Genomic DNA, 23,601 nt, shown 5'->3' on the forward strand with positions numbered 1-23,601 from the left:
GACTGTGATCGTCGTAGATGGCCGAACGGACCTGGAGAAACTACGGGAACTCCTGCTGGAGCCCGAGCAAACCCACCTGGAGTTCAAGTCCGCTCTCGACCTCACGTCCAACAAGGACAAGTTGGAGTTCGTGAAGGACGCGGTTTCCATGGCCAACCGTCCGCCAGGCGGGTACATCATCGTGGGGGCGCAAGAGGGCGGCTCGCTGGCCCTTCCGCTCGGGTCCCTGCGTGATCGGGCGCTCTTCGACGGCGCTCGACTTGGCGATCTCATTCGCAAGCACATCGAGGGCGAGGTCCACGTGGTCGCTCAGTTCCACGAGGTTGACGGCCATGAAGTCGTCCTCATCTATCTGCCGCATCATCGCGATGGCCTCCCGGTGCCGATGAGCACTCTGGGCCAGTACCGAAGCGACAGAGGCAAGGACGTGATTGTGTTTCGAGAGGGCGACATGCTCGTGCGTGAGGGGGCAAAGAACTCGCCACTACGGCATGCGCACTGGCATGACCTGCTGAGCGAACGCGACCGCCGCCTTCGCGCCGAGAGCCGAGTCGAGATCGACTCGCTCCTGACCGACCTGGCACGCGCCCTGCGAGACGCCAATGGGCCTGTGGCTGTGCCGCTTTCGTGGGAAATGTCCGACGAAGCATTCGTTGAGGCGGTCGTGTCGAACCTCGAAGCGAACAAGGACGTTCGCCTGAAGCAATTCCTAGGACAGGGGTCCCACCGCTCTGGCGATCCGCTTGCCCTGACGAACGTGTTGGACAAGATCACCATTCTCGCGGCGCAGTGTCTCTACTTCGAACGCTACGAGCAAGCACACCAAGCCGTGGACGCGCTGTTCGCCCTCTACGCCCGCTTGGACTTTCAGGAGGCATCGGAGCGACTGGCCACGATCACACGGGTGTACGTGCTGGGGAGTCTGGCCGTGCGACTTGGTGCGTGGTCGACCGTCCACAATCTCGTTCTCCGCCAGTACCCCCCGCAGGACGACGGCTACGTGTACTCGTCGTGGATTCGCCACGGCCAAGTCAACGCAAGCAGGGCCAACCTTTTCCCCAAGGATCGTGGAGGAATGATGATCTCCGCTGCGAGGTCTCTGGCATCGGAACGGCCCGCGATGCGTCCTGATGTTCCCGATGCCGGTCTGCCGGACGCCAAGGAACTAGCGCACGACGACGTTCTGTTCAACTCGCTCTGCCAGTTCGATGTGCTCTACTGCCTGATCGCCCGCGCCGAAGGCTCGTACCATGGGGGTGGCTATCCGGCGTCGTCCGCGATGCATCAGTACCGGGCCGACCCAGCGTTCGTGCTGGTCGCGACGGATGCCCATGCTCGTACGCTCCTCTTTCCCAACTCGGTGGACGCACGGGTCGCGTCTGCCATCACGGAGGTCTTCGAGGCTGCCGAGCGAGAGTCCTTTTCCTTCGGCGGTCACTGGGACTCGCTGCCCCCTGCGGCTCAGCGTTTCGTGATCGAACACGGTGGGGGCCAACCGTGAGTTCACCTCTTTCTCCGCTGGCCATGCTCGCTACATCCATGCACGCTCAGCCGGGTGTCTACGCTGTCCTGCTCGGCTCCGGCGTCTCGACCGGCGCAGGAATGCCCACCGGCTGGGGAGTGGTCAAGGAACTGGTAAGGCGGCTGGCCGTTGCAGAGCACCCCGATGATCCAGCCTCCCTGGCAGCAGCACAAGCCGACCCGGAACAGTGGTGGCGAGGCAATCATGGAGGCGACCTCGGATACTCCTCGTTGCTGGAAGCGTTGGCTCCTACGCAGGCCGCCCGACAGGGGCTGCTTGCGTCCTTTTTCGAGCCGACTGACGACGACCGCGCAGCCGGAGTCAAGATGCCCAGCAAGGCGCATCGCAGCATCGCGCAACTCGTCAAGCGGGGTGCGGTGCGCGTCATCATCACGACGAACTTCGACCGCTTGATGGAGCAGGCCCTTGAAGGCGAAGGCGTCTCCGCTCAGGTCATCGCTCGACCCGAGGCGGTCAATGGCATGAGCCCGCTGGCCCACGCACCGGCGACCCTGATCAAACTGCACGGCGACTACAAGGACTTGGGGTCCCTGAACACTCCGGACGAACTGGCCGCCTACCCAACAGAGTGGAAGGTCCTGGTGAGCCAGGTTCTCGAAGAGTACGGCCTCGTTATCTCGGGCTGGTCAGCAGACTGGGACACGGCACTCGTCGCACTCCTGGAGGCAGCCAAGAGCCGTCGTTACCCGCTCTACTGGGATCAGCGCAGCAGTCGAGGCAGCACAGCCCAAAGTATTCTGGCCAACCGCAATGGGTCCGTGATCACGGCAGCCGACGCGGACTCCATGTTTGCGGACCTCGCCACGAGCCTGGATGCCTTGGAGAGGCTGGCCGAGCCTCCACTCACGACCGCAATCGCAGTTGCCAGGCTGAAACGCTATCTGCCTGATCCCGTTCACCGACTCGACCTACACGATCTAGTGATGTCCGCAACCGACGCGGTGGTCACAGGGGTCAACGACCAGCCTCTCAGCATCGCCGGGCTTGACGGGGAAGGCTTCCAGGCGGTTCTCGAAGATCACCGTGCCCGCTCCGAGCAGATGCTGCAACTGGCCGTCACTGGCATGTGGCACGACCCCGAAGGACACCACGACCGGCTCTGGATGGACGTTGTGAAGCGCCTGATCGACGCCGGGAGCATCAGGGCACTCGGAGTGCCTGTGCAGCAGGTACTTGAGCGGGCCCGCATGTATCCAGCACTGCTCCTCATGACATGCGCTGGGGTGGCGACAGTGAGCCGAGGACGGGAGCGCCTCCTCGTCCGTCTGGTGTCCGAGGTGCACGGCCACATGGACGTTGGCGTCAGCCTGGAGTTGCCCGCCTGCCAGATCGCTCACCCAGCCCGCGTCCTGAACGACGATTGGACCAACGACCTGCCCCGTTGGGGAGGCGGTAAGTGGACCTACCCCGTCAGCCACCTTCTCGCTGCGGAGTGCCGCGAAGTCTTCCGCGACCTGATCCCCCGGGACGATGACTACACGCGCACAGTCCACGGCTTCGAGTACCGGATGAGCCTCATGTACGAGGTCACCAACTCCTCGTACCGAGGCGCGTACCGGGCGATGCCAGGCGAGTTCGTCGGTGAGACAGGTTGGTCTTGGGATGATCGCGACATCCCCATCGCGGAAGAGACGTTTCGTGCGAGAGGCGACCGCGTTCAGGACTGGCCCTGGGTTGACCTCCTTGGCGGCCACGAGAAATACGACGACGCGCTAATCCAGCACCGCGACATCCTGAAGAAGTTCAAGTACCACAACATGCGTTGAGTGCTGGCGGGAGGACCAAGGCCGCTTGTAGTGGGGGCCCCTTAGCGTCGGGATGCCGCGATCTCGCTCACGTGGAACACCACTTCGTGGCTCCGTTGCAGCGCTGGGGCGGCCATCCCCAGCGTCCAAGCGGGCTGGTTCTTCGGGTGACTGAAGCCGTTGCGTAGTTCACGGCCCACATGGACCACTTCCGCGAGTTCGTCTGTGAGCAGCCCGTCCTGATGCGCCCGAGTGATCAAGGTCTTGAAGGACACCGAGTCCCCGGCCCCCAGGACCCAGCGCAGCGTCGACTCGACGGCCATCAGCGACCAGGCCACACCGACGACGCTGAACTCCCAGACGAGCAGGCAGTGAGTGAACAGGTCGCGCGACACCCGTAGTTGCTCGCGAATCTCCGGGGGCGTGTGCTCGCTCACCGGCCAGGACGCCGCGACGGCGAACAGGTGATCTGGCATGGCAGGGAGGGGCTCGCCAGACGGCGACCAGCCGCCGAGCATACCGACCGTCCTTGGGTCCTGCGGGTAGTCCATGAAGTCCGTAGTGAACGGATCACCTCGGCGACAACCCGTTACGCGGGCTACGCCTGGGCTGGCTTGGCAGTCGAGCCGAGGACACAGCCCGGTTGGTCACAGGGTGGCAGCGTCGACTTAGAGTTGCTGGCGAGCGTCCTGTGCGCCGCCCAGACACGCTCCATGTCGACGGTTCCTAGGGCGTCGCGCATTGCCTTCAACGCGTTGTCCGAGTAGCGCAAGTGCTTGGTCCTCCCGAAGACGAACCGATGCGAGAAGTGGTCATCGTTGCTGTCGAGGCCGAGGTGACGACGGAGCGCCGTCGCGCCGCTGCGGCTCACCCCCGCCCGGTCGGCCAAGTCATAGGGACCCATGTAGAACTTCTTCTCCAGGTCCACAGTCCGGATCGCCGCTGGGTCGACTGCTGGGTCGCTCGTGTACGTGACCGGCAAGCCGCCCGACTTGACCAACCGGACCTCTACCGTCAGCCCTGATCCGACGATGTTCGCCGCGTAGCCGGTTAGTTTGGGGAACACTTGGCTGCGGCTCTTCCCTTCCCTGATCCCTCGGGCCACGCGGCGTACATCGGTTTCGCTGACCTCGGCTGCGTCTAGGTCCGCGAGTGCTTCCGTCGCCAGCAGGGCTCTGATTCTGGCATTGGCCTCAGCCGTTGCTCGACGTCCTGGCTTCAAGAGTCGGGCGATCCGCTCGTGCTCGCGGTCGACCAGCAGGTCTAGGCCCTGAGGCGGTTCTGCACTGATCGGCAACACGCGCGCTGGTAGGTGATCGCCCAACCGCTCGCCGAAGACCCGGCACAGCAGGTCATCGAACAGAGTGACCGCCGACCGCACGTACAGGTAGAGAAGCCCCTCGTCCACGACCACGTACCAGTGCTGCTCAGCGTCGCGCAGCGAGTCGAGAGCGCGGATGGTGCCCGCTTCGTCGTCGCTGATCTTGATGCCATCGGTCTGCTGGCACTGCCGGATCGCGAGTTCCAGCGAGATCGACTTGCCACTGCGCTTGTCGAAGACTGGGACCCTCTTGGCCTCCAGAGCCGCCTTCAACAACATCTCGAAGGCATGCTGAAGGCTCAGCAAGACGCGCGTGATGCGTCCTTCGTCGTCCAGCGCGTTGAACGCGCCCACGCCGGTGCGCAAGGAAGACAGGGCCTTCTGGCGAAGGACGCGCACGTTGTATGACTCGCGAGGCATGCCAGCAGGTTACGAGGCCAGGCCCGTCGCTGTGCGCTTTGCCCTTGCCAACGTGCTTCACAGAGCCGCCAGGGCCTGAATGCAGGTCGTGAGTACCCTCACGTCGAATCCGGAGTGGCCATAATTTGCAGGACGAGACTCTTCGCTGGTGCTACGTGAAAGATGGCCACCAACGCAGTGTCTGTTGGCCATCTTTCACGTAGTCAGTCAGACTACAGGTATGTCGTCGCGCGCCGAGGTGCTGAGCGTGCGGGGGCGGAGGTGGGCGGCATACCTGTAGTTCGTCGGGCCAACCAGCCGACGCCAGCCCGACCTAGCCCGTCACAACCCGACCGAACACGCTCAAAACGGCGCTTACGCCAAATCAGCCCAGGGCCGCGCCGGACTTCAGCTCCACCTGGCGCTTGATCCGGCTCAGCATGGCGACCATGCCGCGCAGCCGTAGCGGTGAGACGACCTCGGCGAGACCGAAGGACATCGGGGCCGCCTCCGGAGTCGCCAGCACCTCATCGACACTCAACCCGTCCAGACCCTCGTGCAGGATCCCGGCAAAGCCGCGGGTCGTCGGCGCCTCGGGCGGAGCGGAGAAGAAGAGGGAGACCGGCTGGGCGCCACGCGGTATACCCTCCCCCACCTCGACGGTCAGGAAGAGCGGCGATTGGCACTCGTGCACCTGCTCCAGCGACTCGGGGGCATCGGCATACCGCTCGGGGAGGTCGGGCAGCCCCTGACTGAACTCCAGCAGCAATTGCAGCCGGTCCTTCGGCGCGAGGTCGAGGAAGTCCGCGGCGATCTCGGAGAGCGACGCCGGCATCGCCCCGCCACCAGCGGAAGCAGTCACCCCGCGCTCACTTCTCGATCGGCACGCGCACGGCATTGCCCCACTCGGTCCACGAGCCGTCATAGTTGCGGACCTTGTCGAAGCCGAGCAGGTGATGCAGCACGAACCAGGTATGGCTGCTCCGCTCACCGATCCGGCAGTAGGCAACGACCTCGTCCTCGGGCGAAAGTCCTTGCTCCGCAAGGTAAATCGCCTCCAACTCGGGCCGCGACTTGAACGTCCCATCCTCATTGGTCGCGCGCGCCCACGGGACCGATTTGGCGCCCGGGATATGCCCGCCGCGCACCGCGCCCTCCTGCGGGTAGTCCGGCATATGCAGCAACTCCCCCGAGTACTCCCCCGGCGACCGGACATCGACCAGCGGCTTGCCGAGGTGGGCGAGCACGTCCTCCTTGAAGGCCCGGATCGGCGCGTCATCCCGCTCCACCACGGGGTATGCCGCCTCCCCCGTCGCCGGGGCCACCTCCGGGATCGCGGTGGTCAGCTCCCGTCCCTCGGCGATCCACTTGGCGCGCCCGCCATCGAGCAGCTTGGCGTTCTCGTGCCCGAACAGGCTGAGAACCCAGAGGGCATAGGCCGCCCACCAATTGCTCTTGTCGCCATAGAGGACCACCGTCGTGTCCCGGCTGATCCCGCGCGCGCTCATCACAGCCGCGAACTGCTGGGCGTCGATGTAGTCGCGCGTCAGCGGGTCGTTCAGGTCGGTGATCCAGTCGAGTTTGAGCGCCCGGGATGTGCCCCGTCTCGTAGAGCAGCACGTCCTCGTCCGATTCCAGCACGACGATCTGCGTCCCCGCGCCCGCAGCGCCAGCGGCCAACTGGTCGGCGAGCCACTGGGTGGACACGAGGCGTTCAGGATGGGCGTAGTCGGTCGCGGTCATAATGCGATGTTATCCCCGCCCTCACATGACATTGCGCCACGGCCTGGGGCCGGCGGCGAAGCGCGGAGTCGCTCAGCCCCACCAGAAGACGGTGGCGATCACGACATACAAGGCGATCAACGCGGCGCCCCTCGATCCAGTCCGACTACTCGACGGTGACCGACTTCGCGAGATTGCGCGGCTTGTCGATGTCATAGCCCAGCGTGAGCGCTGCGTGATAGGCCAGCAATTGCGTCGGGATGATCAGCAGAATCGGGTCGAGCTCGGGCTCCGACTTCGGCACATCGATCCGGGCCACATCTAGGCCCTGCAAGTCGACGCTGGCGTGCGTGATGGCGATGACCTCTCCCCCGCGTGCCAAAACCTGTTGGACCGCACCAACATTGCGGTCGGTCAACTCATCGTCGGGCACGACCGCAACCGTCATCATCGAGGGATCGATGAGCGCGAGCGGCCCATGCTTCAACTCACTCGTCGGATAGGCCTCGGCGTGCACATAGCTGATTTCCTTCAGCTTCTGCGCGCCCTCGCGCGCGACCGGATACTGCCGGACCCGCCCGATGTAGAAGGCGTTCTGCGTCTTCGCCAGACGCTTGGCCAGGTCGATGATGTGCGCTTCGTCGTCAAGCACGGCCTGGATCTGGTCCGGGATGCGCTTGAGTGCGGTCAGGATGCGCTCGCCGTCGGCGAAGGACAGATCCCGCAGCCGGCCAAGGTGCAAGGCGAGCATGCCGAACGCCATCGCCATATTCGTCAGCGCCTTGGTTGAAGCCACCGCGATCTCCGGCCCAGCGTGCAGGTAGATGCCACCGTGCACCTCGCGCGCAATCGTCGAGCCCACCGCATTGACGACACCGACAACCGTCCCGCCCTTGCGCTTGATCTCCGAGACGGCGAAGGCGGTGTCGGCGGTCTCACCGGACTGCGAGACCACGACATACAGCGTGTCCGGCTCGATGATCGGGTTGCGGTAGCGGAACTCCGAGGCTGCCTCTGCGTCGGCGGGGATCCGGGCCAGATCCTCGATCAGCTGCGCCCCGATCTGCCCGACGTAGTACGCGGATCCGCAGCCGAGAATCTTCACTCGTCGGAAGGCGCGCAACTCCTTGGGCGTCAGGTTCAGGCCGTTCAGTCGGGCGGTGGCGAAGCGGTCGTCGAGTCGCCCGCGGATGACGGCGGCGGCCTTCTCGGGCTGTTCCAGCATCTCCTTGTACATGTAGTGCTGGTGGCCGGTCAGTTCCCACTCGGCCGCGGCGACCTCGATCTCGACCGGTTCCCGGCCGGTGTCCTGCGCCTGCCGGTCGAAAGTGCGGAAGCCGCCAGCCGTGACCGTGGCGAGTTCGCCGTCGTCGAGGTGGATGACATGGGAGGTATGCCGCACCAGCGCCGCCGCATCGCTCGCGACCAGCGTCTCCTTCTCCCCCACGCCGATGATCAGCGGAGAACCGTTGCGAGCCAACACGATCCGGTCCGGGTGGGCCTCATCGATCACGGCGAGCGCGTAGGTCCCGGTGATCTTGTGCAATGCGTCCAGCACGGCTCCTTCGAGGGTGTCGGCCTCGGAGCGCGCCACGAGGTGGGCGACGACCTCGGTGTCGGTGTCGCTGTTCAAGGTGACTCCGGCCGCGGTCAGCTGGTCGCGCAGGATGGCGGAGTTGTCGATGATGCCGTTGTGCACGACGCTGATTCGCCCGTCCGTGCTGCGGTGGGGGTGAGCATTGGCCTCGGTGGCCGGGCCGTGCGTTGCCCAGCGGGTATGCCCGATCCCCGCGCTCCCCGTGAGCCGCTTGGGCAGTGCGGACTCGAGGTCGCGGATTCGTCCCACGGAGCGAACTGCGGTCGTCCCCTTGGCGCCGAGCACGGCGATGCCGGCGCTGTCATAACCGCGATATTCGAGGGTCTTCAAACCCTCGATGAGGAAGGGGGCGGCCTGCTGGTCACCGATATAGGCAACGATCCCGCACATGGTGTCGATCTCCTGATGGTCGAAAAGAATGCAGTGTCGGCTCAGCCGTAGATGATCCGACGGACTTGGCGTTCGGTGAGTTCGGGCGGCGCCACGAGGCGCTGCGCGAGTTCATTCCGGATGGTTCGGAAGGCCACGTCATTGCGCACTCCGTGCAGATGCAGATCGGCGTGGCGACGCCGAACGAAGTCTTCGACCGATTCGCGGTACCACGCCAGCACGTCATCGATGACGCGCTCGGCCTCCCCGATCGTCAGGCCCGTCGAGGCGGCGACGCGCTCGACGACCTCACGATCCGGCATACGGTCCAGGATGAGGCATGAACAGACGATCTCCAAGAATTTGCCCGAACTCGGGCAGATTGCACCTAATGCTTCCGCGGGGAACCGAGTAGTCGTGCTCACCTGCGCCGAGAGGACGGCGACATAGCGTTCCCTCATGGCTCGATTCTTCTCCGCGATCGGCAAAGTCATCGGTGCACTGATGGCGCTCGCCGTCGCGGCCTATCTCCTGGTCAACGGCGTCGGCTGGATCAAGGCGCGCGGCACGCGCGCCGAGATCAACAAGGAGTTGACCTCGGCTTTAGCGCAGAAACTGCCGCCGGAACGCGCCGCTCAGCGGGACCTGATCGCGTTGCCAAAGCCGCCCGAGATCTCCTTCATCGCCGAGGATTGCGAATTTCCCACGACAGACTCCGGGTGGATCGTGCAGTCCTACCGCCAAGCGTGCCGACTGGTCACCACGAGCGCCTGGCCAGTGACCGACCGCGCGGAAGCGAACGCGATCCTTGGCCAGGTCCCCGAGCGTGTGGTCGGGGACCCGGTGACCGGCGAGTCGCCCCTGTCGGGGTGCACTCCCCTGCGCCGGGCCGACAGCGATGAGGGCACGCCTGTCGGATCACGGTCGTCACGGGCTGCGGTCTTTGTGGAAGCCCAAACGAACGACGACTGGTGGTGCGGCAAAAGCTACGGTCCGGCATACCGCTCAACGATCCTTGACGGCACGGGCGCGGAGCTCGACCCCGCCCGCAACTGGCTCGTGGTGACTCACAAGCAGGAGCTCGGTGAGTGGAATCTGGGCTGCCTGCATTGGTCGATCCTGTTCTGCGACAACCCCTTCGGGGGCAAGCCCGCGATGGGCACTCCCCCGGTCTGAGATCATTCGCCGGTGCCGGCCGCCCAGGTCTTATAGCCCCCGTCCAGATTCCGAACGCGCCGTCCCGGCGCCGCCAGCATCATGGCGGCCACATGACCGCGCACCCCGACGGCGCAGTGCACGATGACGTCATTGCTCGTCACGTCCCCAAGTCGGCTCCGAAGTTCATCGACCGGCAGCAAAACAGCGCCAGGGATGGCGCCGGCCGCGTGCTCACTCGCCGATCGCACATCGATCAGCGTCGCTCCACCCGCCAACGCGGCGGGCAGCTCGTGCCACTGGATGCTGTGCGTCACCTCGTCCGCGAGGTTCTCGTCGACATAGCCGAGCATGTTGACCGCGTCCTTGGCGGAGCCGAACTGCGGGGCATAGGACAACTCCAGATCAGCCAACTCGCGCGCGCGCAGGCCACCGCGCATGGCGGTCGCGATGACGTCGAGGCGCTTGTCCACTCCGGCTGAGCCGACGCCTTGGGCGCCGAGGATGGCGTCGCTCTCAGGGTCCACCAGCAATTTCAAGGACATGGTCGCGGCCCCGGGGAAGTAGCCCGCGTGATCCAGGGGGTGAGTATGGATGGCGCGATAGGGCCGCCCACTGGCTCGCAGTCGCTTCTCATTCCAGCCGGTTGTCGCCACCTGGAGACCGAACACGCCGACGATGGCGGTGCCCTGCACCGGCCGCATTGAGCTTGGCCGGCCGGCGATCACATCGGCGACTCGGCGCCCCTGCAAGTTGGCGGTATTGGCCAGCGGCACCAAGACCGCCGAGCCGTCGTGAGCGTCGCTCTTCTCCACGGCATCGCCGACCGCGTAGATATGCGGATCCGAGGTGCGTCCGTGCTCATCCACCACGATGCCGCCGCGCTCGCCGACCATCAGGCCGGCCAAGGTGGCGAGCCGAGTGTCGGGACGCACCCCGATCGCCGCCACCACGAGGTCGGCATCGAGTCGGCGGCCGTCGTGGAGTTCGACCCCCTCGGCGTCGATGGCGACAACCTGGGAGCGCAGATGGAGACCGACCCCATGCTCGCGCATCCGGGCATGCACCGGCGAGGCCATCTCGGGGTCCAGCGGGGCGAGGACCTGCTCAGTGGCCTCGACGAGGTCGACCGACAAACCGGCGTGACGGAGGTTTTCGGCCAGTTCGACTCCGATGAAACCACCGCCAATCACCACAGCTCGGCCAGCGCCAGCAATCGCGGCGGCGAGTGCGTCGGTGTCTTCGATGTCGCGCAGGGTCAGGGCCCGTTCGATTCCCGGGATGGGCGGTCGGACTGGCGTGGCCCCTGGCGAGAGAACTAGCGCGTCATACGCCATCGTCGTGGAGGCTCCGGAGGCGAGCTCGCGCACCTCGACGGTGCGCTCGCTCGCGTCAACGCCGACCACTTCGTGACCGACGCGCACGTCAAGCCCGAAGCGGGCCGCGAGCGACTGCGGGGTCTGCAGCAGCAGGGACGAGCGCTGCTCGATCACTCCTCCCACGTAATACGGCAGGCCGCAGTTGGCGAACGAGACGTGACCGCTGCGTTCCACGACGACGATCTCGGCCTCGGGCAGGAGACGGCGGGCTCGGGTGGCGGCGGACATGCCGCCGGCGACTCCCCCAATGATGACGATACGCATGAGGAAATAATACCCCCACGGGTATGTTGTGCATCCTGTCCCCACTCCGGCACGATGACCATCACGAGGTCCGTACCATTGGGGACCGTGACCGACCCCACAGTCCCCGACGAAATCCTCGACCCCAGCGACGCGGTCCCCGAGGAGGTCAGCTTCGAGGGTCAGTTGTATGACGCCCGCCCCGCGCGTCTGCGTCCGCGGGCTCGGCTGCGCGACCTGCTGTGGCAGCGCAAGCCGAAGCAACCCGGCTCCGCCAGTGGCGACAATCCCGAATACGTTCAGTGGCTGGAATCGGAGTCGATGCTCGCGGACGCCCGAACCTTCGCGCGCAAGTTCGCTGGCGAGGGCTCGATGTGGCAGAACCCCTATGCCGCGCCCGACCCGCGCGCGGCCATCGAGAAGGCAGCGGTGTGGTTCACGGCATACCCGATCTCGATGATCACGGCGCCGGATGCCACCTTCCTTGGGGCGCTCGGGAACGAGCGCCTGTGGAGCGCCTTCGAGCAGATCGGCATCACGGCGGTGCACACCGGGCCGGTCAAACGCGCCGGCGGGATCAGCGGATGGGAGACCACGCCGAGTGTCGACGGGCACTTCGACCGGATCTCGACGCAGTTCGACGAGATGTTCGGCACCGAGGATGAGTTCCGGGCCATGTGCGAGGTGGCGACCGCGCACGGCGGCATCGTCATCGACGACATCGTCCCGGGCCACACGGGCAAGGGCGCGGACTTCCGGCTCGCCGAAATGAAGGTTGGCGACTACCCGGGCATCTACCACATGGTCGAGATCCCCCAGAAGGACTGGGCTCTGCTGCCGAAGGTCCCCAAGGGCCAGGACTCGGTCAACCTCGACCCGGCGACCGAGAAGAAACTGACCGACGAGGGCTATATCGTCGGCGAACTTCAGCGCGTCATCTTCTTTGAGCCGGGCGTGAAGGAGACGAACTGGTCGGCCACAGCCCCCGTCCTCGGACCGGACGGGGAGGAACACCGCTGGGTTTACCTGCATTACTTCAAGGAGGGTCAGCCCTCGTTGAACTGGCTCGACCCGACCTTCGCGGGCATGCGCCTGGTGATCGGCGACGCCCTGCACTCCCTCGGCGACCTCGGCAGTGGCGCGCTGCGCTTGGACGCCAATGGTTTCCTCGGCGTGGAGAAGTCGGCCTCTGGCGGGCCGGCCTGGTCCGAAGGCCACCCTCTCTCCGAGGCAGCGAACCAGCTGATCGCCAGCATGGTTCGCAAGGTCGGCGGCTTCACCTTCCAGGAGCTCAACCTCACGATCGACGACATCCTCTCCTCGGGTGAACGTGGCGCCGACTTGTCCTACGACTTCGTCAACCGCCCTGCATACCACCACGCCCTCGCGACCGGCGACGCCGAGTTCCTGCGGCTGACGATGCGCGCGGCGCGCGAGATCGGGGTTGACACCGTCTCGCTGGTGCATGCGCTGCAGAACCACGACGAGATGACCTACGAACTCGTCCACTTCGCGACCTTGCACGCCGGCGACACCTTCAGCTTCCGCCGCAAGCCGATTCTCGGGGGCGATCTCGCCACGCTGATTCGCGCCGAACTGACCGAGAAACTCACCGGTGACAACGGTCCGTATAACTCCACCTTCACGACCAATGGCATCGCGTCGACGACGGCGTCGATCATCGCCGCCTCACTTGGCCTGAACGACCTGAGCGCGCTCACCTCGGAGAACATCGAGGCGATCAAGAAGGCGCATCTGCTGCTGGCGATGTACAACGCGTGGCAGCCAGGTGTCTTCGCCCTCTCGGGCTGGGACTTGGTCGGCGCTCTGCCGTTGGAGCGCAAGCAGGTCGCGGCCTTGATCAAGGATGGCGACACCCGGTGGATCCACCGCGGCGCCTATGACCTGCTCGACTTCGCTCCGGAGGCCACGGAGTCCACCTCCCGCATTCCCAAGGCCCGGTCGCTGTATGGCTCATTGACGACCCAACTTGCTGACGACACCTCGTTCGCGAGCAAGTTGCGGGACATTCTCACGGCGCGCGCTCGCCACGGCCTGGCCACCGGCGAGCAGGTCGACATCCCCGCCACCTCGCACAAGGGCATGCTGGTCCTGGTTCACCGCCTGGCCGACGCAGACCAGATCACGGTCTTGAACTTCTCGTCCGAAACGGTGTCCGGCAGCGTCCGGTCGCTCGAGCTGACCCCCGGCAGCAAGGTCGTCGACATGATGACTGAGGCGCCGGTTGGGGAGGTCGACGACCTGCATTCGTTGTATGTCGTGCTGCAGCCTCACGAGGGCCGCTCGCTTCTCGTGCTGCGCCCGAGCGAGAGCGACTGATAGACCGGCTGACCCGGGCCAAGCGGCGGGTCAAAGGCGGGATCAGTCTGCGGCGCCGACCAGGCGCTGCAGACTGCTCGCCTCGACTTCATACCGGCTCGCCACCGCGCCACCAGCACGGAAGAACCGGCGCCGCAGCGAGCCGCTAACCGCGATCGTGTCCCCCACCCCAACGCGATCGAGGACCCGCCGCGTCGCCGCACTCCAACAGGCGACGTCGATGGTGTCGACGGACGCAGGACGGCCCCGACCGGCCGGCCGCGGCACGACCAGGCGCAGGGTGCGCACCTTGTCCCCGCTCGGCAACTCGCGCAGCTCCTCCACTCCAGAAATTCGCCCGCGCAGCAGCACGGTGTTGGCGTCTGGCTCTGTCATCGGGATCTGGCCCCCGTCGGCCGCTGTCTTTCGCATGCCGACCACTGTTCCGCGGGTGCACCGGCATCGGAAGTGGGGCTCGAAAATCTGTGGATAAGCCCTTTTCCACGTGCTACCTGTGGATATCGGCCATCGTCTGTTGTGACCGTCTTGGTCACGATATGATTGCGAGCGCTTGTGCTGCGTTCTCCCGCGGAGCATGGCTGTTTCCGAACGGATGGTTTGATGCGGCTGACCGGCCCTGTGCTTCTCGTGGCGTCCCTGACGCTCGGTTTAGGCTGCTCCGCCGCCCAGGCAGCAGAGTCCGGCTCATCCTCGCCGACGCCGAGCACGACGGTCACGATCCCGCCGGACACCACCGATTCCGGTGGCCTCTCCCCGGAGGAAGTCCAGCGCCAGGTGGCGCGGGCTGAAATCCTCCGGCAGCAGATTCTGGCGACCAGCGACGACATGGCTGCTGCCATGACCAAGGTCGAGGAGGCCGCCAAGAAGGCGAACGCGGCCCTGCAGGCATACAGCGAAGCATCCACCGAGGGGCGCGACGCCCGTGAAAAGGCCAAGACCCAGGCGGACATCGCCGATGCGCTGCAGGAGCGGCTCGACCAGGCCCGCTCGGAGCTGCGGGAGTGGGCCGTCAGCGCCTATACCCAAGGTGGCCCGCTCGCCGAGCAACTCGGCTATCTCGACGCGCTGTCCAAGGAAGCCTCCGAGGCCTCCAACCCCCTGCAAGACCTCAACTACCTCACCGACAATCGCATCCGCAGCGTCGATGACATCCGCCAGGTTGCCGTCGCGCAGAAGCTGGCGTCGATGAACGCGGAAGCCGAATTGGGCAAGGCCGAGGCGGCCGAGGCCAAGGCCAAGAAGGCGAAGCTGAAGGCGCAAGGGTTTGTCCAGCAGCAGCAGAGCGCCCTTGACGAATTGCGCACGGCACACGCCGAGCATGTCACCGAGGCCGGCCCGCTCGCGGGCCTGCTGCTCGGCACTGGCGACGCCGACGCGATCGCCGCCAGCGAGCGACTGACGGACGCGCTCGCGGCGAGCAATGTCTCGATTAAGGACCTGCGCCTGACGCCGTGCACCGATGCTTCTGGCGTCTTCCCCAACGGCCAGATCCCGCCGTCAAACTTGTGCCCCATGGTCGGCAGCAGCGACGAATTCCTCGTCCCGGACGCGGCCGCCGCCTTCAACGCCATGTCCAAGGCCTATGCCAAGGACTCCGGCCAACTGCTGTGCGTCACCGATGGTTACCGCTCGTATGCCGAGCAGGTCGCCGTCAAGGCGGCCCGCGGCCCGTGGGCCGCCACCCCCGGCACCAGCGAGCACGGCCTCGGCCGCGCCGTTGACCTGTGCGGCGGCGTGCAGGACTACAGCGCCCCCGCGCACCTGTGGCTGGTTCAGAATGCCGCGCTCTTCGGGTGGTTCCACCCGGACTGGGCCGCTCAAGGTGGTCGTCTGCCCGAGCCGTGGCACTGGGAGTACGCCGGCTGATCAGGCCGGACGGGAAATCTCCTACCGATGAGTAGGTGCGCCTATGTCGCACCGACCCCTGGCTGTGCCACAGTTCCGCCATGACTAGTGCGCCGGTGGCCCCCACCGACTCCCCGGACTATGCGGCCAATGCCCGGTTCATCCGCCCGTGGTACTGGTACGACTGGGCCAACTCCGCCTTTGTGACGACGATCGGCACGGTGCTCTACGGCCCCTACATCACCTCGATCGCCAAGGCGGCAGCCTGTCCTGGCCAGGACAGTGATCTGGACTGCGCGACGAATCTGCACGTTCTCGGCATACCCATCGCCCCCGGAGCCCTCGCGCCCTATACGACGACCTTCGCGACGATCCTCTCGGCGATCGTGCTCATCTTCATCGGCGCCATCGTGGACCGCATGGAACGGCCGGCCAAGTTCCTCGGCCTCTGCGCCTGGGGCGGAGCCATCAGTGCCGCTGGCCTCTTCTTCGTCACCGGCACCCGCTGGCAACTCGGGGCTATCCTCATGGTTTTGGCGACGGTCTTCCTCGGCTCCTCCTTGGTCACCTATGACTCCATGCTCAATCAGATCGCAGCCCCCGACGATCGCGACAAAGTCTCCTCTCGCGGCTGGGCGCTCGGCTATCTCGGTGGTGGCCTTCTCCTAGCGGTCAACCTTGTCCTGGTCACGATGAAACCCTTCGGGCTGACCACAGGTATGGCGGTGCGGGCATCCATGCTCAGCGCCGCCGTGTGGTGGGCCGTCTTCGCGATCATCCCGATCAAGGGCATGTGGGACTTGCGCAATGCCGAGAAGCCGCCCGTCGCAGCCGGTGAGAGCGTGGTCGGCGGGAGCATCGCGCAATTGCGCAACACCTTCTCCGATCTGCGCGCGCACCACCCGCAGACGATGCTCTTCCTGCTGGCATACCTCTTCTTCAATGACGGCATCCAAACCGTCATCTCCTCATCAAGCTTGTATGGCGCCGAGGAACTGAAGTTCGAGCAGTCGCAGTTGATCGCGCTCATCCTGCTCGTCCAGTTCGTTGCCTTCTTCGGCGCCCTGATCTTCGGCCGGATCGCCGCGCGCGTGGGGGCATCCAAGACGGTGCTCGGGTCGCTGGCCCTGTGGACGGGGATCGTCGCGGCGGCATACTTCGTGCCCGAGAAGGCCTTTATCCCCTTCGTGCTGCTCGGCGTGGCGATCGGACTCGTGCTCGGCGGCTCTCAAGCGCTCTCGCGCAGCCTCTATTCGCAGCTAGTCCCCCACAAGCGGGAAGCGGAGTACTTCGCGCTGTACCAGGCCATGGAACGCGGCACGAGCTGGTTTGGGACCCTGCTCTTTGGCGTGGTCTACCAACTCACCCACACCTACCGCCTGGCGATCATCGCTTTGATCATCTTCTTTGTCATCGGCGGATTCCTGCTCTCGCGCGTGGACTTCCGCGAAGGCATCCGCCAGGCTGGCAACACCCAGCCCGCATTGATCTGATCGCCGAGCACACGCGAAGCGGCCCACTCCATCGTTGGGGTGGGCCGCTTCGCGTGCCGGAAGTATGCCGGGTGGTTCAGGCGCTGCGCTTGGTCGCCTTCTCGCCGCGGCTGGCGCGCAGCAGGTCGAGACGCTCCTCGAGGAGCTCCTCGAGCTCGGGAATGGAACGGCGCTCGAGCAACATGTCCCAGTGGGTTCGGGCGGGCTTGACCGGCTTGCGGTCCGGCGCCGCACCGTCGAGGAGCAGGGCCTCCTCACCGCAGCGACACTCCCACGTGGCGGGAATCTCCGCCTCGATGGAGAAGGGCAACTCGATGCGGTGCTCCTGCGGGCAGACATACACGACGATCTGGCGCTCGCTGGGGACGACATTTTCGCTCGTCTCCATGCTGAAAGACACCATGCGGCTACCACGCAATGTGCGGTCGGCCATGGGGAACTCCTAATACTCGGTTGTGCTCGCGTCGCGGGGTGCGCGTCGCAAGTGCTGTCGGTGTCAACGTCCACAGACGGCTGCGTGTTCCGCAGCGCAGCGCACACCAAGGGTGGGAACAACCGGGTGGCGTCAAGGGCGCATGACGAGGGACTCTGCGTCGAGGCCCAGCATTACAGTTTAGCGCTCGACGACCTTGCCTTGCACGGTCTGGCTGGCGGCGTCGGTGTGACCTGCGCGACTCGCGGGTCCCGTGGCGGGATCGGTTGGCCCCGCGGCATACCCCTGGGGGAACGCAGCGCCGAGCGGCCCCGCAGCGCTCGCAAGCACCCGGGCGCGCACCGCGCCCTCCAACAGCCGCCGAGTGATCGGGCGAGTGATTGGGAGGATGCAGAAGAGGCCCACCACATCTGTGAGAAAGCCCGGTGCGAGCAGCAGGGTGCCGCCGATGAGGACGAGTGCTGCGTCGGCGAGTTCGCGGGACGGCATAGTGCCGCCGGACAACGCGCCATTGAGCGCGCGCCAGGTCCGAGCCCCTTCGCGGCGCATCAGCCAGGTGCCGAGGAAGGACATGAGCAGCAAGAGCCCGACCGTGGGCCAGCCGCCGATGATCTTGCCGACCCCGATGATCGCGGCGATCTCCAGCACCGGCACGATCAGGAAGGCGAGGAAAAGAAGCGTGCGCCAGGGCCGCCGGCGCGAGCGGGCGGCATAGGGCGTCTGGCCTACAGGGCGTGCCATTGCGGCTCCCGATCGGTGAGTTTCTTGAGCTGACCCGCCCGGTGGGCGAGGCCCCAACCGGTGATGCGCTTCATCGACTCGGCGACGATGGCGTTGTTCATCTTCGAGTCACCGATCTCGCGCTCGACGAACTCGATCGGCACCTCGACGATCCGCAGGCCGGCGCGGGTGGCGCGCACCGTGAGGTCGACTTGGAAGCAATAACCGGCAGATTCGACATGCTCAAGTCCGATGGTCCGCAAGGCACTCGCGCGATAGGCCCGATAGCCTGCGGTGGCATCCCCGACGCCCATCCCAAGAATCAACCTGATGTAGAGGTTGCCCCCCATCGACAGCGCCTTACGGCTCGCCGGCCAGTTGACGACCGACCCGCCAGGGACATAGCGGGAGCCGATGACGAGATCGGCATCATCGAGTGCGGCGAGCATCTGTGGGAGATATTTGGGCTGGTGGGAGCCGTCCGCGTCAATCTCAACCAGGGCGTCATAGTTGCGTTGCAGACCCCAATCGAAGCCAGCAAGATAGGCCATCCCCAGGCCCTGCTTGCCCGGCCGGTGTAGGACGTGAATGGCCGGGTCCGTTGCGGCCAGCTCGTCGGCGATCGCCCCGGTGCCATCGGGTGAGTTGTCGTCGAGGATGAGGATGTCCGCCGCCGGCGCGTGCTCACGAACCCCGGCGACGATTGTGGGCAGGTTTTCGCGCTCGTTGAAGGTGGGGATGCACACCAGCACCCGAGTGATCGGGTCACGGTCGGGCGCCGCGGTGTCAGGCACGAGCGAGGTCCTTGCTCTTGAGGGTCGACAGGGGCTGCTGGTCATTATCTCGACGACGCCAACGCGTCGCAGCCCACGCAATCAACAGCCCGGCGAGGGCGGCATATTCGGGGGTTGGGCCGACTCGGTCCGCGATCGTCAGGCCGCTCCGAAGTTCGACATTGGACGAGGCGGCGTATGCCGTGAACAACGACGACTTCTCGACATACGTTCCGTTGGGGCTGATGAAGCCGCTGACTCCCACCGTGGAGACGTGGACGACGCTGCGGTTGTGCTCGATCGCGCGCAACCGCGAGATGGCGAACTGCTGGTCGGATTCAGCGGTATAGCCGAAGGTCGCGTTATTGGTCTGGACGACGAGCACGCTCGGGACGTCCGGCCGGTGGGTTACCGAGGTGCGCACCAAGCCGTCGTAGGCGACCTCGAAGCAGATCGTCGGCAACGCCGCGAAAGTGTAGGGCTGTCCCGGCGAGGAGTAGTCGCTGGTCAGCTCGAAGTAGCCGGTCTCGGTGCCCTTGGCCATGCCCTCGCGGACCAGATCGACATTGCTGTTGAAGTGGCGGAAGAAGTCCTTGGCCGGGACGTACTCAGCGAAGGGCACGGGATGCTGCTTGATATAGCGCTCGGGATCCATCGAGCCCGGCCGGTAGAGCAGTGAAGCATTGGAGACAAAGGGCGCCGGCTCATCGAGGATCGCCCCGATCAACAGCGGCGCCTTGATCGCCGAGCGCGCTTGGTTGATGACCGCCGCCGCGTCGGCATTGCGGGTCGGGTCGATATCCGAGGCGTTCTCGGGCCATACGACCAGATCCGCGCGGGACATGTAGCTCGCCAAGCGTTCGGTTTCCCGCACGTGATTGTCGAGAACCGCCCGCCGCTCGGCGTTGAACTCCAGTCCAGGCTCGGGCACATTGCCCTGAACGAGCCCAATGGCGGCCATTTTCGGCGAGTCGCCACCGCGGCCCACCGGAATGCCGCCGAGCACAAAGGCGGCACCGAGGGTGGTGGCGATGCCGAGAGCCGCGGTTCCCGGTCGACGGCGCAGGGCGCGAGCGCCTGCATACAGCAGGACCCCGATGGTGGCGACCCCCGCCGTGACCAGGGGCGCACCCCCGAAAGCCGCGAGCGTGCGCAGCGGCGAATCGGCTTGGCTGAACGCCAGCCGCACCCACGGGAAACCGCCGAAGGGTGTCGTCGAGCGCGCCCACTCCCCCAGCACCCAGCCGAGCGGGACCATGCCGTATGCCGCCCACCTCCACCCGCGCTCCACCAGCCGACGCTGCAGCGGGCCGATGACGGCGAGCATCACGGCGATGTACAGGGCCTCCAGCGTCGCGAGCGCGAACCACGGGAGCTTCCCGACATACACCCCTGACCACGACAAGGTGGGGATGAAGTAGGCCAGCCCGCCGACGAGGCCGCTGAGCAAGCCGGTGCGCCACGAGGCGCACCAGCCGGCCGCAGCCAGCAACGCGCAGCCGAGCCAGGCGGCATACCACCAGTTCGTGCCGGGAAAGGCGAGCGCGATGGCCCCGCCGCCCGCCAGCGCGAGGAGCAGGCGGGCCGGCAAGATCGGGCCGGCGGGTTCGCGACGCACGGGACAACGGTACGTGCTCGGAACCAGCGGCTCCGTCATGCTGGGCCCATGCTCAGCAGCAATGATGTCGCGCGATGCGAGCGCTGGTTCGACGAGAACGGCCTGCCGTATTTCGTCGAGCAGCGTCATGAGGCGATCCAGCGGGCGCTGGGTGGCCGCGTCGTCGCGCTGTGGAGCGGCATCATCGCGGCGGTCGGGGCAGCCGCCTTTGTGTGCGGTCAGCTGGCGGGGTTAGACACGTTCACCGCCCTGCTCGTGGGGGTGCAGGTTGCCTTACTGGTCGCCGTGGTGCGCGGCATTGTGGTCTTCGATGTCGGGGCGATCGCCGGCTGGGCTGCTCAACACGCCTGGGAGAGCCGGCGGCTGGTGCGGCGCGCCCCGCTGCGGCTCCGGGGTATGGTGACGAGGACGCTTAATAGAGAGGTCAGGCCACGATCTCCTAACGCACAAATGGAGTGAAGATGCCTACCAAGTTCTCAGCCGCTCTTGCGGCCAGCGCCATCACTTGTGCCGCGCTCATCGGCGTGGGGTCGCCGGCTACGGCCGCCGGAACGACGGGGAATAAGCCTTCGTACGGGCCAGATGTTTCCAGCACGGGGCGCTTCGTCGTGTTTGCCTCAGACGCGACCAATCTCGTCGCAGGCGACGTCAACGGCCGGCGGGACATCTTCATCCGCGACACCCAGGCGGGCACGACGAGGCTGGTCAGTAAGGGTCTCAATGGACGGCCCGCGAACAATTTCAGCGTCTCCCCATCGGTTTCCGCTGATGGACGGTACGTCGTCTTCGGTTCCAGCGCAAGCAATCTGGTGCCGGGGGACACCAACGGTAAGGCTGACATCTTCCGCGCCGACATGAGCACCGGGAAGATTGTCCGTGTCAGTGTCGGCGGCGTGTCCACCCAGGCGAACGGCGCCTCCGTCAACGGCAAGGTGTCGGGGAACGGTACGCTTGTCGCCTTTGCGTCGGACGCCTCGAACCTTGTGGCTCGCGACACGAACGGCGTGACCGATGTGTTCGTCCGCGACTTGATCGCCAACACCACGAAGCGCATCTCCGTCACCGGCCAGGGCAATCAGAACGTCTATGCCTCGACCGCGCCGAGCATCAGCCCCAACGGCTCCCTCGTCGTCTTCGTCGGGCCGGTCGGGCTGCATGACGCCGTCTATCAGTGGAACCGTGCCACCGGTAAGACGGTGGTGGCTCAGGATCCAGGGAATCTGGAATCCGTTCGGGCGAGCAACGGCGGTGCCGCGTGGGCCGATTGGGACACCGACGGCCACAATTACTACTACATGCTCCACACCACAGCCAGCCCCACGACGGACTCTTTCCATTATTACGACCCGAACTGGGACGCGGGCTCTCTAAAGGACTTCGATGTGAGTCAATGGGGGGCTATGGCGGTCTACGCACACCAGTACGGAAACGGCATGTTCGTCGTCGACCGCACGTCTTACGACCCGGCCAGCGCGCTCGGCGCCCTGTCCGGCAACTGGAGCGCGGTCGCCTTCTCGAACGACGGCAGCACCATCGTGGCACGTAACAACGCGAATGGGCAGATCGTGAAGTGGCTGTGGCGCCTAGGTTCCTACACCACCGTCAGCACCAACTGAAGCCGAGGCCGACATGAAGCCAGCATGGCCCGCCGCCATCATCGGCGCCGCACTCACCGCCTCGGCAATGTTCACGACGGCCGGCAGTGCCCAAGCGGCACCGGTGGTGGGGAACAAACCGTCTTACGGACCTGACGTGTCCAGCACCGGCCGCTACATCGTCTTCGCTTCCGATGCGACCAACCTCGTGGCTGGGGATGTCAACGGCAAACGGGACATCTTCATCCGCGACACTCAGGCCGGGACTACCAGGCTCGTGAGCCGGGGCTTGAACGGCCGGCCATCCAACGGTGCAAGCACGTCGCCAACCGTGTCCGATGACGGACGGTACGTGGCCTTCGCGTCCTCGGCTTCGAATCTCGTCGTCGGCGACACGAACACGAAGGCCGACGCCTTCCGTGCAGATCTGGTGACGGGCCGGATCATTCGCGTGAGCGTTTCCAGCGGGGGCGCACAGGCTAACGGCGTCTCGGCCACGCCCAAGATCTCTGGGAACGGAGCGAGCATCGCATTCGTGGCGGCGGCGTCGAACCTTGTTGCCCGCGACACCAATGGAGTTCAGGACGTCTTCCTCCGCGACATCGCCGCCGGAACAACGAAGCGTGTGTCCCTGGCTCCCACCGGCGACCAACTCATGCAACGTGGAGCTGGCGACGTCACGATCAGCAACAACGGCAGCATCGTTGGCTTCTCCGGGCCCTCTGGCTCGGCCGATGCGATTTACCGGTGGAATCGTTCGACGGGGAAAACGCAGTTCGTCAGTGAGGACTACGGGGACGACGATGTCTACCGGCCGGTTGCCTCGAACGGCGGCGTCAGCTATCTGCTCGAGCACTATCGCGACGTGGCTGGGGGCTACTCCGTGTACCGGCTGGTGGCTAATGCCTCGCCGGCGTCCGAGAGCTTCGTCGTGTACCTCGATGATGCCGACAGTTACATCAACGGCTACGACGTCAGCCGTTGGGGAGCAATGGCCGTTGCAGACGTCGACCTCGAGTCCGACGGTCAGAGAGAGCTGGTCCTCTTCGACGACTATTGGCCCGATCACGGCCCGCTGGCGAGTCTCCCGGTATCCGCTAACGCTCTGAGCATGTCGGCTGACGGCTCGACAATCGCCTACGCCGACAGCGCCACAGGGCAGATCATGACGTGGAAGTGGGCCTCGGCCACAGTTGTCCCGGTGAGCGTGGGCTAGCCAGCACGAAATTGGCGAGCTTGGTAGGCGCGCTCGTTATCGCCCAACGAAAAAATCGACTGGGAGTACGCCCCTCCTTATTGAAAGGTAGTCAT

Annotated in this window: 20 protein-coding genes and 1 pseudogene; 9 read left to right on the plus strand and 12 right to left on the minus strand. The window is 65.6% G+C overall.

Annotation, left to right across the window (positions count from 1 at the left end):
* The first annotated feature begins 4 nt into the window (after positions 1–4).
* Positions 5–1,501 (plus strand): AlbA family DNA-binding domain-containing protein, encoded by a 1,497-nt coding sequence (locus tag ABD225_RS04320; RefSeq protein ID WP_344081807.1) that lies wholly within the window; start codon positions 5–7, stop codon positions 1,499–1,501.
* A 119-nt stretch (positions 1,502–1,620) separates the two neighbouring features.
* Positions 1,621–3,309, plus strand: a complete 1,689-nt coding sequence (locus ABD225_RS04325) for an SIR2 family protein (protein ID WP_344081810.1) — start codon at positions 1,621–1,623, stop codon at positions 3,307–3,309.
* Between the two features lie 41 nt (positions 3,310–3,350).
* Here ABD225_RS04325 and ABD225_RS04330 read toward each other — a convergent pair whose 3' ends face one another.
* The 6 genes and pseudogenes from ABD225_RS04330 to ABD225_RS04355 all read right to left on the minus strand — a co-directional run bounded on the left by ABD225_RS04330 (position 3,351) and on the right by ABD225_RS04355 (position 9,157).
* Positions 3,351–3,764 carry a hypothetical protein gene (locus tag ABD225_RS04330; RefSeq protein WP_344081813.1) on the minus strand — a complete coding sequence of 138 codons (414 nt, stop codon included), beginning with the start codon at positions 3,762–3,764 and terminating at the stop codon, positions 3,351–3,353.
* A gap of 122 nt (positions 3,765–3,886) precedes the next feature.
* Positions 3,887–4,975, minus strand: coding sequence for a hypothetical protein (locus ABD225_RS04335; protein WP_344081815.1), 1,089 nt, complete (start codon positions 4,973–4,975; stop codon positions 3,887–3,889).
* Between the two features lie 418 nt (positions 4,976–5,393).
* The gene (locus ABD225_RS04340) at positions 5,394–5,843 is read right to left on the minus strand and encodes a SufE family protein (RefSeq protein ID WP_344082020.1); all 450 of its coding nucleotides are present in this window, start codon (positions 5,841–5,843) and stop codon (positions 5,394–5,396) included.
* A 34-nt stretch (positions 5,844–5,877) separates the two neighbouring features.
* Positions 5,878–6,751 (minus strand): annotated as a pseudogene (locus tag ABD225_RS04345) (sulfurtransferase).
* Positions 6,752–6,896: 145 nt separating this feature from the next.
* Complete coding sequence (gene glmS / locus ABD225_RS04350) at positions 6,897–8,717, minus strand: glutamine--fructose-6-phosphate transaminase (isomerizing) (protein WP_344081818.1); 1,821 nt, start codon at positions 8,715–8,717, stop codon at positions 6,897–6,899.
* A 41-nt stretch (positions 8,718–8,758) separates the two neighbouring features.
* Positions 8,759–9,157: a hypothetical protein gene (locus tag ABD225_RS04355; RefSeq protein WP_344081821.1), complete on the minus strand. Its 399-nt coding sequence runs from the start codon at positions 9,155–9,157 to the stop codon at positions 8,759–8,761.
* Here ABD225_RS04355 and ABD225_RS04360 point away from each other — a divergent pair.
* On the plus strand, positions 9,156–9,872 hold the full coding sequence (locus ABD225_RS04360) for a hypothetical protein (RefSeq protein ID WP_344081823.1): 717 nt from the start codon (positions 9,156–9,158) through the stop codon (positions 9,870–9,872). The two genes, ABD225_RS04355 and ABD225_RS04360, sit on opposite strands and share 2 nt — an antisense overlap.
* Positions 9,873–9,874: 2 nt before the next feature.
* On the opposite strand, the gene ABD225_RS04365 is transcribed toward ABD225_RS04360, so the two are convergent.
* Positions 9,875–11,494 carry an FAD-dependent oxidoreductase gene (locus tag ABD225_RS04365; RefSeq protein WP_344081826.1) on the minus strand — a complete coding sequence of 540 codons (1,620 nt, stop codon included), beginning with the start codon at positions 11,492–11,494 and terminating at the stop codon, positions 9,875–9,877.
* Between the two features lie 54 nt (positions 11,495–11,548).
* Between ABD225_RS04365 and treS the strand changes: the two genes are divergently transcribed.
* Positions 11,549–13,813 (plus strand): maltose alpha-D-glucosyltransferase, encoded by a 2,265-nt coding sequence (treS, locus tag ABD225_RS04370; RefSeq protein ID WP_425564333.1) that lies wholly within the window; start codon positions 11,549–11,551, stop codon positions 13,811–13,813.
* Positions 13,814–13,855: 42 nt separating this feature from the next.
* On the opposite strand, the gene ABD225_RS04375 is transcribed toward treS, so the two are convergent.
* Positions 13,856–14,224 carry a single-stranded DNA-binding protein gene (locus ABD225_RS04375; RefSeq protein ID WP_344081832.1) on the minus strand — a complete coding sequence of 123 codons (369 nt, stop codon included), beginning with the start codon at positions 14,222–14,224 and terminating at the stop codon, positions 13,856–13,858.
* 189 nt (positions 14,225–14,413) lie between these two features.
* Between ABD225_RS04375 and ABD225_RS04380 the strand changes: the two genes are divergently transcribed.
* Together ABD225_RS04380 and ABD225_RS04385 are read left to right on the plus strand one after the other, a co-directional pair.
* Positions 14,414–15,679 (plus strand): D-alanyl-D-alanine carboxypeptidase family protein, encoded by a 1,266-nt coding sequence (locus ABD225_RS04380; RefSeq protein ID WP_344081835.1) that lies wholly within the window; start codon positions 14,414–14,416, stop codon positions 15,677–15,679.
* Positions 15,680–15,759: 80 nt separating this feature from the next.
* On the plus strand, positions 15,760–17,151 hold the full coding sequence (locus ABD225_RS04385; protein ID WP_344081838.1) for an MFS transporter: 1,392 nt from the start codon (positions 15,760–15,762) through the stop codon (positions 17,149–17,151).
* A 76-nt stretch (positions 17,152–17,227) separates the two neighbouring features.
* Here ABD225_RS04385 and ABD225_RS04390 read toward each other — a convergent pair whose 3' ends face one another.
* The 4 genes from ABD225_RS04390 to lnt form a co-directional block, all read right to left on the minus strand.
* Positions 17,228–17,584 (minus strand): RNA polymerase-binding protein RbpA, encoded by a 357-nt coding sequence (locus ABD225_RS04390; RefSeq protein ID WP_344081841.1) that lies wholly within the window; start codon positions 17,582–17,584, stop codon positions 17,228–17,230.
* Between the two features lie 180 nt (positions 17,585–17,764).
* Positions 17,765–18,325 (minus strand): FxsA family protein, encoded by a 561-nt coding sequence (locus tag ABD225_RS04395; protein WP_344081844.1) that lies wholly within the window; start codon positions 18,323–18,325, stop codon positions 17,765–17,767.
* Entirely contained in the window at positions 18,310–19,098 is a 789-nt protein-coding gene (locus tag ABD225_RS04400) for a polyprenol monophosphomannose synthase (protein ID WP_344081847.1), read from the minus strand. The genes ABD225_RS04395 and ABD225_RS04400 overlap by 16 nt, the downstream gene beginning before the upstream one ends.
* Complete coding sequence (gene lnt / locus ABD225_RS04405) at positions 19,091–20,695, minus strand: apolipoprotein N-acyltransferase (RefSeq protein ID WP_344081850.1); 1,605 nt, start codon at positions 20,693–20,695, stop codon at positions 19,091–19,093. The genes ABD225_RS04400 and lnt overlap by 8 nt, the downstream gene beginning before the upstream one ends.
* 48 nt (positions 20,696–20,743) lie before the next feature.
* Here lnt and ABD225_RS04410 point away from each other — a divergent pair, with 48 nt between their 5' ends.
* From ABD225_RS04410 to ABD225_RS04420, 3 genes are read left to right on the plus strand one after another with little or no spacing between them, the layout of a single operon-like run.
* Positions 20,744–21,154, plus strand: a complete 411-nt coding sequence (locus tag ABD225_RS04410; RefSeq protein WP_344081854.1) for a hypothetical protein — start codon at positions 20,744–20,746, stop codon at positions 21,152–21,154.
* Between the two features lie 2 nt (positions 21,155–21,156).
* Positions 21,157–22,311, plus strand: a complete 1,155-nt coding sequence (locus ABD225_RS04415) for a TolB family protein (protein WP_344081857.1) — start codon at positions 21,157–21,159, stop codon at positions 22,309–22,311.
* Positions 22,312–22,324: 13 nt separating this feature from the next.
* Positions 22,325–23,506: a TolB family protein gene (locus ABD225_RS04420; RefSeq protein ID WP_344081860.1), complete on the plus strand. Its 1,182-nt coding sequence runs from the start codon at positions 22,325–22,327 to the stop codon at positions 23,504–23,506.
* Positions 23,507–23,601: the final 95 nt, after the last annotated feature.

It is taken from the genome of Nostocoides veronense (assembly GCF_039531185.1).
In the GTDB taxonomy this organism is placed as follows: Bacteria; Actinomycetota; Actinomycetes; order Actinomycetales; family Dermatophilaceae; genus Nostocoides_A; species Nostocoides_A veronense.